This window comes from Clostridium frigoris (assembly GCF_018861865.1).
GTDB classification, from domain to species: Bacteria; Bacillota; Clostridia; order Clostridiales; family Clostridiaceae; genus Clostridium_AD; species Clostridium_AD frigoris.
Genome location: NZ_JAHLDV010000071.1, coordinates 1 through 14290, shown reverse-complemented (window position 1 = coordinate 14290; position 14290 = coordinate 1). Strand labels below are relative to the sequence as shown.

Genomic DNA, 14290 nt, shown 5'->3' with positions numbered 1-14290 from the left:
CTTCAGAATACCCAATTTTACTCACCATGATATCTTTCCCCTTTCGTAAAGCCTATACTGTATAATATACTATATTTCTCTCTACGACAACTATCTTAACACATAGGGATATTCATCTGAGTTCATTGGATATACTTCAAGCCCAACCACCTTAAAATATTTTTTAGCTATTTTGCAGGCTTCACCAATATACGAAACATCAGACATACTACGACTTTCACCAGTGAGAATTAATATTTCTTGTAATCCAGTACTCGCAATACATTTCATTTCTTTTTCTATTTCATCTGCATTAAGCCTTGCACGCTTAATTTTATTATAGCGATTAAAACCACAATAAATACAATAGTTTTCACAATAATTAGAAATATATATCGGAGTAAACATATAAACTGAATTACCAAAATGCTTATGTGTTTCTACTTTAGCACGCTTAGCCATGTCCTCAAGAAAAGGCAATGCTTGCGGCGATAATAAAGCTGCAAAATCTTCAATATCTAATACATCTTTCTTAAGAGCCATGAGAACATTATGAGCTGTATATTTTTCAGAATCATAAGCCTCCATTTTTGAGATAACTTGATCCATAACACTAGATTTAGTCTCTTCCATACCTTCCATATATTTCATATGATCTATACGTTTTTCCATTTTTATTTCCCCTCCTTAATCTTTAATAAATCCAGTTAATGGTGATGAAGCGCAGGCACGATTGTAAAGTACACTACCAAGTCCTGAAAGATATGCACCCCTTCCTGCTTCTATTGCCTTCTTAAAAGCCTCTGCCATAGCTGGAATATTACCTGCCGAAGCAATTGCAGTATTTGCCATAATAGCTGAGGCTCCCATTTCCATAGCTTCACAAGCCTGAGATGGCCTCCCAATTCCTGCATCTACAATAATTGGAAGTTCAATTTCATCAATTAAAATTTTAATGAAATCACGTGTACATAATCCTTTGTTTGATCCAATAGGTGCAGCAATTGGCATAATAGCTGCCGCTCCTGCATTAACCATATCTCTTGCAACATTTAAATCTGGATACATATAAGGCATTACTATAAATCCTTCTTTTGCAAGAATTTCGCAAGCTTTTAATGTTTCATAATTATCGGGTAACAAATATTTTGAATCACGAATAACTTCAATTTTAATAAAATCTCCACATCCAATTTCACGTGCTAGATGTGCAATACGAACCGCTTCCTGAGCATTTCGAGCCCCTGATGTATTTGGGAGTAATGTAACATTTTTAGGTATATAATCTAAAATATTAGCGCTACCTCCCAAATTAGCACGACGTAATGCTAAAGTAATAATCTGCGCCCCTGCATTTTCAACCGCTGCATTTATTAGATCAAGTGAATATTTTCCAGATCCTAATATAAATCGCGAACTGAATTCATGTCCACCTATAATGAGTTTGTCAGTATTATTTTCCATTTTTTATTCTCCTTCATTTTCCTAATCTTTCACTTTATACTTCTTCTATCCCGAGTATTAATCTTAAAACCATATTTGCCTGATGACCTGCGCAAATAGATACACGTGGAGCCATTAGGCCTCTTCCTACCATAGCGCCATTGTTCCCATCACCACACAAATAAAAATTACCTGTTATTTTTTTTGTGACTATTGTATTACTGCTTTCATACCCTGCCATTCCTGAAGCCGCTACAATTTTTTTTAGTGGATAACATTCAAGAATAGTATTTACAATCATAGCCTTAGCTTTTGGATTATCAAAAGCTTCACAAATAATATCATCATTTTTAAATAATGCTTGTACATTTTCCCCAGTAACTAAAACAGTATCAATAGTTACTTTAATAAATGGATTTATTTCTTTAATTTCATTTTTTAATGATTCTGTTTTATATAATCCAAGATGTTTAATTTTATATTGCTGACGATTTAAGTTGCTGGGCTCTACAATATCAAAATCAATTAAATGTAAATGACCTACTCCCGTTCTTGCTAAACTTACTGCTATATTAGAACCTAGACCTCCAAGACCAGCAATTGCTACCTTGGTAGCTTTAACTTTTCCAAATACATGTGGAGTATGTCTTGCACACATCAAGCTTTCGAATTCATCACGAGATGGCATTTTGCCTTTTTCAATAAAACTTACTTCATCATTTTCACTAAGCTTATAGTCATCAAAGGTTTGAAATCCATTTAAAATAGTTATTATGTTTTTTTCATAATCATAATGCTCTTTTCGTAAGCCATGAAGAGTTAAACAATTAGTTGTTACTGGTTTACCATTAATCTTTATATTCAAATCAGCCACCTCCTACAAAACTTACAACTTCAATAACATCACCATTAGTTAATATTTTTTCTTCATATTGAGTTTTTGGCACAATAAAATCGTTACATTCAACTGCAACACAAGAAATTTTATAACCTTCTCGTACTAAATAATCAGATAACTTCAAATTATCCGCATTACTTATTTCATTACCATTTACGTATATCATAATTCCACCCCCCGAAATTTGTATACAACAAAAAAGGTCACACGAAGACCTACACCCATGGTGGTGTACCCCTTCGTGTGACCTTAGTCATCACTCTTTAACACATTGTACCAACATAATTATATAATGTCAAATAGTTTTATGCTTCCTCTACACTACTTGAAAAATAGCTGATTTAATTATAACTTCTGAAATGTCGTTAACTATTTTTATATTCATCAAGCTATTGTAAACCATTTTTAAAATATAGGTTGACATTTAACAAAATAAATTTTATACTTAATTAAAATTTATTTTTAAAAATATGGAGGGACAAACTAGTATGGAAAACGCAAAGAAAATTAATATTCATCACTTAACATTGATTGGCATTATGGCGGCGGTTATTTGTATATTAGGACCTCTATCACTGCCTATTGGAATAGTACCAATTTCATTAACTAATCTTGCAATTTATTTTTCGATATATGTACTAGGGAAAAAAAGAGGGACACTTAGTTATATAGTTTATCTTTTCATTGGACTTGTTGGTCTACCTGTCTTTTCAGGATTTTCTGGAGGATTTACTAAATTATTTGGACCAACAGGTGGATATCTAATTGGATTTATTTTCATGGCATTTATTAGTGGTATTTTCATTGATAAATTTTCAAACAAAATTTATATGTGCTTCTTAGGGATGATCCTTGGTACAATTGTTACATATATATTTGGAACAGCATGGCTAGCCTATCAGTCAAATATAACATTTAGTGCATCCTTAGCAATTGGAGTTCTTCCATTTATTCCTGGAGATATAGTAAAAATGGTAATTGCATCATTGATTGGACCCCCAATTAAAAAGAGACTTATAAGTGCTAGATTATATTAATAAATCAATGTAAAAAAGTATACGTTAAATTATCCAATGTTTTATATTAACGTTTACCATTCCTCCTTGTGCATAAAAGAAAATGTTTTTGCTCTCTTCCTTAGGGTAAATTCTAGAGGAAAAAGTTTCTTCACCTTTATTTATAAATATTTCAACAGATGACTTATCCATGAATAAGCGAATACTTAGCTTTTTACTATTCTCAATTCTGCATTTTCTCACACCTATTTTACTTAACCCACTTTTGCATCTGTCCAATATTATTTTTTCCTCTTCGGTATTATAATATAACAGCGTTTTCTCATTTTCCCCATCATCACATCTAAGTTTAATCCCAAATTCCAATACATTTTCCCATGAAAAATCACAAACTAACTCAAAAGAGTCTCCATAAATATTATCTAATTTAATCTGTTCATTATTTATTACTACATTATCATACCTAGTTTCATTAGTTCTAAGTAATTTTATTTCTTCCACTGGGTTTTGATAGATCTTATTATTTTCAAGATGGAGTTGTCTAACAATTGTTAGACAGTGAAGCCAATTGTTCTTTACCGTAGGGCTATCTTCTTCTTCTGGAATGCCCATCCAACCGACTAAGAGCAATCGTCCTTTTTCATCTCGCGAAACTTGAGGAGCGTAAAATTCAAATCCTCTATCTAATTCAATAAAATCACCATAAGCTAATTTTCCGCTTTTATAATCTAATTTACCAACCAAATATCCACATTGGTATCTATTATTATATAAGTCACCATTAGGTTCTACCCCTTGAGGACAAAAAAGTAATATATCTTTTCCGTCTAACTTAAATAAATTCGGACATTCCCACATATAGCCTAGATAATTTAATCTATTTGTATTTGAACCAGCAACTTCTCCAATTTTATTCCAAACTAATAAATCTTCTGAACTATATAAAAGTACTACTCCTTCTTCTTTTTCTGTTTGGGCTCCAATTGCCATATACCATAGTCCATCATGTTTCCAAACTTTAGGATCCCTGAAATGCGTTGTATAACCAGTTGGTGCATTACTAATAACAGGGTTGTTTTTATATTTAACAAAGTTTTCCCCATCACTACTTTGTGCAATACACTGATAAGTTTCCCTTTTGCCTGATTCATCTTTTACATTTCCCGTATAAATCAAAGTGAATTCACCATTATTATTTACAGCACAGCCAGAATAACATCCATGTGTTTCATACCATTCACTTGGACAAAGTGCAGGTGATGCAGTACTCCAATGAACTAAATCCAAACTTTTCACATGAGCCCAACATACTAGTTTATCTTTAGGATATAAAGGATTAAACTGATAAAACAGATGGTATTCACTATTAAATTGAATAAATCCATTAGGATCATTCATAAACCCTACACTTGGCATTAAATGATATTTTAATCTATAATAATCACCATTTACTTTTTCATTCAAATCCCTAAATATATTTGCTGCCACTTTTGTCAATTTACTATTTTTAATTATAATAACACCACCAAGTTTAGATTATTTAACAACATTTTGGAAGCTTCAAGTCTTCCATCTTTTATAAGTGTCAGTTGTCTAGCCTAGAAAAATTGCTTTGGAGGCAGGATAACAATTGATAATTGTTATCTGCCCCAGAGACCTACCAGGAGGTAAATCTGCTTCCAAAGTTGTTAATATTTCAGCGACCCAGGAGATGATTTAATTAATTCCAACTAACAATAACTCTTCCCCTTGTTTAATTTCACCAGACTTTAACGGCTTAACAAACTTCATAGAATCAGAATTTGTAATGACTAGTATTGTGATAGGTGATTTCGCTTTTGCCTTAACTAAATCTAAATCAAATTCTATTAATTTTTGTCCCTTCTTAATAATATCCCCAGAATTAATAAATGACTTAAAGCCCTCACCATTCATTTTGACTGTATCAATTCCTATATGAATTAGAATTTCCATTCCATCACTTGTTTTAATTGCTATCGCATGCTTTGTTTCAAACAAACATACTACAGTTCCATCTACTGGTGAAACTACGATTCCATCCACAGGATCTACTGCTATTCCTTTTCCCAATAACTCATCAGAAAAAGTTTTGTCTGGAACATCTTTAAGTAATACAACATTTCCATTTGCTGGTGATACTAAATTTAAAACAGTATTTGCATCCGCTTCATTATAAACTAATACCTCTTCAATACTCTTATCATTATTATCTTCTTCTACTTCTTCTATTTCTTCTTTTGCCTCTTTTTCTTCTTTTATTCCAAGTACAGATGTAACTACAAAAGCAGTTGCGAAAGCTATAACCATACCTATTATATAGTTCATTATAGAGGATGGTGGTACAATTGATGTACCTGGTATCCCACTTACACCCATGCCGGTCATTGCTACTTTAGTAAATACTATATACCCTCCACCTACAGCACCACCTACAGCTGCTGCAATAAACGGTCTTCTATATCTCAAATTTACTCCAAAAATTGCTGGTTCAGTTATACCAAGCACAGCTGACAATGATGCTGGCCCCGCTATTGATTTTATTTTAGCATTTTTTGTAATAAAGTATACTGCAAAAGCAGCTCCACCTTGTGCAACATTTGCCATCGACCAAATTGGTAATAAAAAGTCCTTATGAATATTTGGGTTAGCAAGTAATCCCGCCTCTACAGCTTGGAAACTTTGATGAATACCTGTAATAACTATTAATGAATAAAATCCTCCAAATAGTATACCAGCAAAAACACCTGCTGTATTGTATATTGTTACTAAACCAAATGATAATCCATCTCCTAGAAGTCTTCCTGCTGGTCCTATGATGAAAAATGTAAAAAATCCTGTAATCAATACTGTTAAGAATGGTGTTAGTAAAATATCTAATATATCTGGAACAATTTTTCTTAAGCCTCTCTCTATATATCCCATAACCCAAACAGCAATTAATATTGGAAGCACTTGGCCTTGATACCCCACCATACTTACATGCATTCCATAAAAATCCATTGAATTTTTAATTCCAGTTCCTAACGTCCAAGCGTTTTGAAGGTCTGGATGTATCATTATCCCTCCTAGTGTTGCCGCTAGAAAAGGATTAGCACCAAATTCTTTAGCTCCACTAAATGCAATTAAGACAGGCAAAAATACAAAAGCTGCATTTGAAAACATATTTAATAATATATATATACCACTCTTAGAATCAATTAAATTAAAGTTTTGAAGCATTCCTAAAATTCCCATTAGAAGTCCACTAGCAACTATTGCTGGTATTATTGGAACAAAAATATTTGATAACATTCTTGCAAATTTCTCAAAAGGATTCATATTTTTCATTGCAGCTCTTTTATTATCACTTAAACTTGACTCTCCTATTTTAGTTCCTTCAATGAAAGCTGCATATACTTTGTTTACTGTTCCTTGACCAATAATAATTTGTAATTGTCCTCCACTGTTAAATACCCCTTTAACAGCATCCATTTTTTCAATTTTTTTTATGTTTGCTTTTTTATCGTCATTTAAAACCAATCTCAATCTTGTAGCACAATGCGCTGCACTAGCTACATTGTTTTCTCCACCTAAATACGTTAAAATTTCTTTAGCTATTTTGTTATAATCCATTTTTACCCCCCTATATTTTTCTATACAAAACTAATTATTGTATTATCTTGTGTACAATAACTAGCTATTGCTAATTCAAATAAAAAAACCTAAATTGAATTAATACAACTAGTGTATAATCTTCAACTTAGGTTTTGCCTGGATAACCAGTAACAATCCTGATATTAAATTTTTAGTATCTTAAACAAATCATTAGTTTATTTCCTTATATATATTTATAAACGTATAACCCTACAATTTTGTGCAAGATATCTTATAAGTTATACTAGAAATAACACGCTGAATATGAAGACTTAAATAAACTATTTCTCCATCGTTTATTGTGTAGTCATAATTTTTTATAATAAAAATTTTTATCTTTTCTGCACAAGTATATGATTTATAATAGTTTATTTTTACCATATTCAAAAATTCATTGCTATCTTCTGGCAAACTATTATTTGAAATCACCCTTTGTGAAAAATACTTCAAGTGTGTAACAAGTCTATCATAAGAAATATCATTTTCATCAAACTCTACATTGAAAAAATATTTTATTATGTTTAATATTTCTTGAACTATTGAAATAATGTTTATTGTATTATCCATACTTTGATTAAGAGCAGCATCTACTAAATGTAGAGCAATATAACCCGCTTCATCTAAGTCCATTTTAATACCTAATTCATCTTCAATACAATCTAATGCCCATAAACCAACTTCGTACTCTTTTTTATGTATCCTTTGTATTTCCCAAAGTAGCTGATTTTTTAAATTAATACCTTCTTTGTATCGTTTAATAGCAAAATCAATATGATCTGTTAGTGCAATATAAATGTGATCATCAAATTGTGTATTTAATTTTTCTTTTCCGTAGCTTATTATTGTCTCTGATAATTTTATATACTCCATAGGAATTTCATTTATCAATTTTAAAAATTTCTCATTTTCAATTTTATTTTCCAAAATAAATACTTTTTCAATTTTTAAAGCATCGACCATATCTCCATTTCTCTTTTGAAAAGCAATTCCCCTGCCCATAATTACCTTTTCACGCTTAGATTTTTCATCAATAGTCGTAACGACATTATTATTTAATATCCTTTTTATAATAATAGTATTCACCCCAATGCCACTATAATAACTGAATTTTTATTCAAATACCCTAATACAATGTTAAAAGTTTATATTAATATACAATAAAATTTACAGTAATTTTGTATGATCAGAGAGCAATCATTTTTAATTAAAATAAAAAAATCCCAAAATAAGACAAAGTTTACACTCATCTCAAATTAGGTTTTGCCTGCTAATCAGTAACAATCCTATTATTTAATTTACCCTTATGATAACATTTTCATTGTTTTATGTCAACACATTTTTAAATTTAGAAATAGTTATAATTATAGATATTACGTATATTATAATATCTTTATTAATCTTCCAATATTCTCTGATGTTTTCTTAATACTATTATATCCATCTCTGAGTGCATCCTCTAAGCTTTTTGGCTTATCTACTATACCAAAAACTGAAGTAACTCCCATTGAGTACAATTCTTCTATATTATCCCCAACCATTCCAGCAAGTACAATAGTTGGTATCTTGTACTTTTTAGCAATTTGTGCAATTCCAGATATGGTTTTTCCATACTTTGTTTGAGCATCTATACTTCCTTCACCAGTTATAATAAAATCTGCATCTTTGATTCTCTCTTCAAACCTGGTGTGCTTTAAAACTAAATCTACACCTCTAAGTAAACTACCATTTAATAATATAAAAGCTCCACCTAATCCACCTGCAGCACCACTCTTTGGAATATTTGAAATATCGATGCCAAAAGTTTCTACTATTATCTTTGCAAAATTAACCATTCCAAGTTCAAGTTCATCTTCAATGTCTCCATTTGCACCTTTTTGAGGTCCAAATATTCTTGTAGCCCCTCTAACCCCTACAAAAGGATTTTGCACATCACAGGCTACTTCAATACTAATTTTTTTAATTCTATTATCTATTTTAGATATATCCAATTTATGAAGTTTTATTAACTCTTTACCACCAAGTCCTAGTTCGTTCCCTTCTATATCTATTGCTATTATTCCTAATGCTTGTAGCATTCCTAGGCCTCCATCGTTTGTAGAAGATCCCCCAAGTCCTATTATTAAGTGCTCCACTCCTTTATTCAAAGCATCAAGAATCATTTCTCCAACTCCAAATGTTGTTGTATACAGTGGATTTCTTTTAGAAGGTTCTACTAAATTAAGCCCACAAGCTTCTGCCACTTCAATTATAGCTTTTTTTTCTTCCTGTAACCATCCATATTTAGCCTCTCTCTTTTCGCCCAATGGGCCTGTAACTATTATTTTTCTAAATTCACCCTTTTGAGCATTTACAATAACCTCTGATGTCCCTTCCCCACCATCAGCCATAGGAATTATATCGAATTGCGCATCGCTAAAAATACTTTTAAGGCCACTCTTAATAGCTTCGGACGCTTCAAACCCACTTACACTTTCCTTAAATGAATCAGGTGCAATCACAAATTTTAATTTTTTCATAATATACTCTCAACTCCTTAATTGTTTAAAGCCAAATGTTAAAACAAAACATTTGACTTTAATATTAAACTTTAAACAAGATACTTTTAACCTCGTTTTTCCTAATTGATAATTCCACTTCTTTACCTTTAACAATTATCACTGATTCTTTGATTTCTTCATTTAGATTTGTTTCATATATTTCTTTTAAGTCTTTATTAAAAGCGAATACTACATTTTGATTATCTTCTGTAGCATTGAAAAATCTAGTTACAATACCCTCGATCTTTTCACTCTTTTTAACAGTACTTATTACAGTTTTTTTATCCTTTTGCGTAAATAAGCTATATCTATAAGGAACCTCAAAATCTACAGGATTTAACTTCATTGCATTATAAGGCATTTTATTGTAAGTATATATCGGCGTAAGATATTCCTTTGCAACTTTTGCAATGTTCGCTTTTAATGTTGATTGTACATGAGTCATAATACCAAATTCTAGCTTTATAAGCCCAATCATTTGTGAATCAGGAGTTTCAAGTTTTATTCCTGATGGACGACCTGGCCTTCTTATCATTTCTTCTTTTCCAAGAAATCCAACACTTCTAAAAAGTGTAATAGCTATAATATCATAATTTTCTCCCACTATCTCATATTCTCTTATGCTATTTGTCAAGACTGCTACACCATAATTTTCATCACTTAATCCAACATAACTTAACATTGGATATATAGAATCTGGTCTTTCATCCCAATCTTCTTTTTCCCAAACCTCCATAGCGGTATCAAAAACTGGTCTTTTTATTGATCCAAATTGATTGTCTGATATAGAAAAACTTGACTGTATAGCAGTTGGCACTAGAGCTCTTACTCTATGATCTTTTGCCATGTTATTAATATCTATTTTGACATCAATTATTTGTTTGTTTAAAGGTATATTTAGTGTTATGTTAACTTCAATAAAGCTATCAATCACTTTTTCTTTCCTACTTCCTAAATCCTTTGGGACATCTAATTTATAAGATATATTAGCCCTTGCAAAATATTTGTTTTGTTTTAAAGAATATTGAGCTTTTACATTATCACTTTTTATTATAAAATCGTTTCTTAGTGGAGAAAAATCATACTCATCTCCATCATCAGCACCATCTTCAAGCATTAAAACATTATCAAATACTTTATCTATCCTTTTATCATATATTTTCAATGTTCCGTTATCATTTACAGTTAAAGTATAGATCTCAGTTTCAATTTTTTCCACATCTTTATAAGTAGTTTCATCCATATTCATAGTCTCAATTATTAAGTATGTTTTATATCCCATAGAAGGAATTTTGTCTTTTAAATTAATAGTAAACTTTGTAAATGGATCATAATTTCCGTAATGAACTATTTGTCTATCAATAAGCCCTGGATCTATTATTTCTTTTCCTACAATCTCAAATGGAATATCAACACCATTTTCATCAGTTAATTTGAAGCTTTTCATTCTTGTAATAACCTCAGTCTCTATCATCTCTCCCCTTTCATAAGGAAGTAAATTATAGGCAACTATTTTATCTAATGCAATATCACTAGGCATTGCATCTGCTATTTTCCTCATATAAAAAAGAATTAATTGGTTTACCTTTTCCTCGGCGTTTATGAATCTAGCCATTATCTCAATATGAACTTTATCCGAGCAACAACATCCAATGCTATCGTGGGCATGGTTTTTCATAATTTCTTTCCATATTAATTCAATTAATCCGCTATGATATTCAAATCCAGAGCTATAAGCAATAGAAGCTAACGGTTCCAAAATATTAGTAATTTTATTCTCAATCCTTGTATTAGCAGACTTTATATCAGCCCTTGAAGAATATATACTTCTATGAACTCTCATATACTTACCATCTAAAAATTCACCTTTAAGTGTTGGCAAATCAAACTGTTTTTCAATCTCTTTAAAGACATTCTCGTAACTACTTAAAAAGAAGTTTCTTTTAGGATATAGTTTTTTAAGCTTTTCAATTACATAAAATATATTTTTTTGAATTGGCATTTGATCATGACCATGTGGAAGAAGGATATTTTTAGTTGTTGCTCCGTTGTCTAATACCTTTAGGTATTTATCCATTCTCTCTTTTAATAAATCTTCATCTTCAGGAAGATATTTACCTATTGCATAACCTAAAGGTAGTATCTGAACCAATACCTTTTCATTATTATCACTTTCCCAATAAAATTCTGTTTTATCTGTACCATGACGCTCTGAAACACCTCTCCAGAACATTGCATAATTTATATCAAAGCCCTTTAATATTTGTGGTAATTGAGCAGATTGACCAAATGAATCTGGAAGATATCCTATCTTCATTGGAGCTCCAAATTCTTCACAATCTTTAAATCCATATAACAAATTACGAACTATAGATTCTCCTCCAACTACCATTTCATCTGTTTGTGTATACCAAGGTCCTATTATTAACCTTCCTGCCTTAACTAATTTCTTAACTCGCTCCTTGTATTCAGGTTTAACAGCAAAGTAATCTTCTAAAATTGCTGTTTGACCATCTAATACATATGATGGATAATCCTCATTATTTTCAAGAGTTTCAATTATTTCTTCCATATTATTAACAAGAAGAATTCTGGATTCTTCCGTTGTAAAATACCATTCTCTATCCCAGTGCATATGTGGAACTATATGAACGTTTTCCATGCTATAAAACCCCTTTACTTTAAATTATTTGTTTACTATTTTATTTAATTTACTCTTACGTGTCAAAACTAAGCATATAGTTGATATTACTGAACCTATAAGCGCTGCTCCAAACCATATAATGCCAGCTGGAATCGAACCTGTTCCTTTAAGAACAAACAATGAGAATATACCAGCTCCTGGTACAGATAATCCTATATGATTCATTGCAACTATTGATCCAGTTACTGCAGATCCTAAGCATAATGATGGAATTACTCTGATTGGATCTTGAACCATGAAAGGTATAGCTCCCTCAGTTATACCACCAAGAACTAATAGCCACGTTGACTTACCTGTTTCTATTTCAAATTCTTCAAAATATTTTTTAAACAATGAAGTTGCAGCTGTTATTGAAAATCCTGATACCATTTTTACTGAAGCGAATGTTGCATATGGAATGAAGTTTCCACTACCCATTGCTCCAATGCAGAATGTATAAGCAGCTTTATTTATAGGTCCACCTAAATCAAAGGAAACCATAACTCCAAGAATAGCTCCAAATATTGCGGCATTAGTACCTGTTAAGCTACCAAGCCAAGAAATAAGTCCTGTATTAATAGCTCCTATTGGCTTACCAAAAACTAAAAGCATTAATGTGCCAACAAGTAGTGAACCAATGACTGGATAAACCCAAAAACTTATGAATCCTGCAAAAGTACCTTTAGCTGGTAGTACTTTCCTTAAATATTTAAGTATATAACCAGCAAGTAATCCACCTAGCATACCACCTAAGAATCCACCACCAATTATATTAGCTGCAACTCCGGCTGCAAATCCAGGTCCTAATGCTGGTTTATCAGCAATTGAATAGGCCATATAAGCTGAGAGTACTGGCACCATAAGTGTTGATAACATGTTTCCACCTAAGCTTTTGTACATCCAAAGCCATGAATTAGGTTCTTTTAGCAATGCTTGTAGTCCAAACCCTTGTGCCAATAAGACAGCAAAAGCTGAAAGCATACCACCAGCAACAATTATAGGAATAATATATGAAATACCTGTTAATATAGAATTTTTTATTTCAGTTTTAAATGATTTATCGTCATTTTCCGTATTAACTCCTGGTTTATATTCACCTTTTTCTTTGTTTTCAGCTGATTCCAGAGCTTTTTCTATAACATCTTTAGCATTTTTTAGTGGTGATGCAACAGATGTTCTATATTTAGGCAAATGATTATATCTCTCTTCATTTTTAACAGCAATATCTACTGCAAAGATAGCTACATCAGCATTTCTTAATTGTTCTTCTGTATGACGATCCTCAATTCCATTTGCTCCCTGTTTTTCAACATAAACAGCTACTCCAAGCTCTTTACCAGCCTTTTGCAGTGCCTCTGCAGCCATATACGTATGTGCTATTCCCGCCGGACATGCTGTAACTGCTACTATTGATTTTTTATATTCAATATTACTTGAATTATACTCCTGCGCTTTATAGTTATCTAAGTTCAAGTACAACTCCTGGGCAGTTTTCGAATTTTTTAATCTATCCTTATACTCATCATTAACAATTCTTGTTGCAAGTGCAGCCAATATTTTAAGATGAAGTTCTGAGCCTGATTCAGGTATAGCGAGTAAAAATACAAATTCAACTTCGTTGTTTTCATCAATACTTTCCCAATCTTTAATTGGTTTTCTAAGTTTCGCAACAGCAAAAGCCCCTTCGCGAACAGTGTCAGATCTACCATGTGGTATTGCAAGCCCTGCTTCAAGTCCTGTTGGAGACAACGCTTCTCTTGCAATTACAGCTTTATAAAAATCTTCTTCAGAGTCTAATTTACCAGCCTCAAAAAGCTTTTTAACTAAATATCTTATTGCCTCATCTTTTGTTTCAACATTCAAGTCAACTAATACCAAATTTTTAGATGTTAATTGTTTTAATTCCATATCCCCCACTCCTTTATATTTCTACTTCGCATGTTAACGTTTAACTTGATTGTATCTTAACATAATCGAGTAGGTAAAAGTCGGTAATAAATTTCCGACTTCTTTCCTCTCACAGAACCGTACGTGCGGACCTCGCATACGGCTCCTGGCAAAACTAAAAATTATTTATTCA

10 protein-coding genes and 1 pseudogene are annotated in these 14290 nt (G+C 31.7%); 1 reads left to right on the top strand and 10 read right to left on the bottom strand.

Features of this window, described 5'->3' with window-relative positions:
• Positions 1-99: 99 nt before the first annotated feature.
• From KPL37_RS17685 to thiS, 4 genes and pseudogenes are all read right to left on the bottom strand, one after another.
• Positions 100-651, bottom strand: a pseudogene (locus KPL37_RS17685) (radical SAM protein); the annotation flags it as partial.
• A 15-nt stretch (positions 652-666) separates the two neighbouring features.
• Positions 667-1443: a thiazole synthase gene (locus tag KPL37_RS17680; RefSeq protein WP_216151398.1), complete on the bottom strand. Its 777-nt coding sequence runs from the start codon at positions 1441-1443 to the stop codon at positions 667-669.
• A 34-nt stretch (positions 1444-1477) separates the two neighbouring features.
• A complete protein-coding gene (thiF, locus tag KPL37_RS17675) occupies positions 1478-2287 on the bottom strand; it encodes a sulfur carrier protein ThiS adenylyltransferase ThiF (protein WP_216151396.1) in 810 nt (269 codons plus the stop codon).
• 1 nt (position 2288) lies between these two features.
• On the bottom strand, positions 2289-2486 hold the full coding sequence (gene thiS / locus KPL37_RS17670) for a sulfur carrier protein ThiS (protein ID WP_216151394.1): 198 nt from the start codon (positions 2484-2486) through the stop codon (positions 2289-2291).
• A gap of 322 nt (positions 2487-2808) precedes the next feature.
• Between thiS and KPL37_RS17665 the strand changes: the two genes are divergently transcribed.
• Entirely contained in the window at positions 2809-3357 is a 549-nt protein-coding gene (locus KPL37_RS17665) for a biotin transporter BioY (protein WP_216151392.1), read from the top strand.
• A gap of 24 nt (positions 3358-3381) precedes the next feature.
• Here the strand turns inward: KPL37_RS17665 and KPL37_RS17660 are convergent, their stop codons facing one another.
• From KPL37_RS17660 to mngA, 6 genes are all read right to left on the bottom strand, one after another.
• Positions 3382-4824 (bottom strand): glycoside hydrolase family 32 protein, encoded by a 1443-nt coding sequence (locus tag KPL37_RS17660; RefSeq protein ID WP_343216304.1) that lies wholly within the window; start codon positions 4822-4824, stop codon positions 3382-3384.
• Positions 4825-5052: 228 nt separating this feature from the next.
• Positions 5053-6969, bottom strand: coding sequence for a sucrose-specific PTS transporter subunit IIBC (locus KPL37_RS17655; RefSeq protein WP_216151390.1), 1917 nt, complete (start codon positions 6967-6969; stop codon positions 5053-5055).
• A gap of 231 nt (positions 6970-7200) precedes the next feature.
• Positions 7201-8073: a BglG family transcription antiterminator LicT gene (gene licT, locus KPL37_RS20340; protein ID WP_343216303.1), complete on the bottom strand. Its 873-nt coding sequence runs from the start codon at positions 8071-8073 to the stop codon at positions 7201-7203.
• Positions 8074-8369: 296 nt separating this feature from the next.
• Entirely contained in the window at positions 8370-9506 is a 1137-nt protein-coding gene (locus tag KPL37_RS17645) for a glycerate kinase (RefSeq protein WP_216151388.1), read from the bottom strand.
• 64 nt (positions 9507-9570) lie between these two features.
• Positions 9571-12189, bottom strand: a complete 2619-nt coding sequence (gene mngB / locus KPL37_RS17640) for a mannosylglycerate hydrolase (protein WP_216151386.1) — start codon at positions 12187-12189, stop codon at positions 9571-9573.
• Between the two features lie 24 nt (positions 12190-12213).
• Positions 12214-14118, bottom strand: coding sequence for a PTS 2-O-a-mannosyl-D-glycerate transporter subunit IIABC (gene mngA, locus KPL37_RS17635; protein WP_216151385.1), 1905 nt, complete (start codon positions 14116-14118; stop codon positions 12214-12216).
• Between the last annotated feature and the right edge of the window lie 172 nt (positions 14119-14290).

Bases quoted from the DNA above. Each gene is read 5' to 3' on its own strand.
- KPL37_RS17680 (WP_216151398.1), bottom strand. From the start codon at position 1,443: ATGGAAAATAATACTGACAAACTCATTATAGGTGGACATGAATTCAGT.
- thiS (WP_216151394.1), bottom strand. From the start codon at position 2,486: ATGATATACGTAAATGGTAATGAAATAAGTAATGCGGATAATTTGAAG.
- KPL37_RS17665 (WP_216151392.1), top strand. From the start codon at position 2,809: ATGGAAAACGCAAAGAAAATTAATATTCATCACTTAACATTGATTGGC.
- KPL37_RS17655 (WP_216151390.1), bottom strand. From the start codon at position 6,969: ATGGATTATAACAAAATAGCTAAAGAAATTTTAACGTATTTAGGTGGA.
- KPL37_RS17645 (WP_216151388.1), bottom strand. From the start codon at position 9,506: ATGAAAAAATTAAAATTTGTGATTGCACCTGATTCATTTAAGGAAAGT.
- mngB (WP_216151386.1), bottom strand. From the start codon at position 12,189: ATGGAAAACGTTCATATAGTTCCACATATGCACTGGGATAGAGAATGG.
- mngA (WP_216151385.1), bottom strand. From the start codon at position 14,118: ATGGAATTAAAACAATTAACATCTAAAAATTTGGTATTAGTTGACTTG.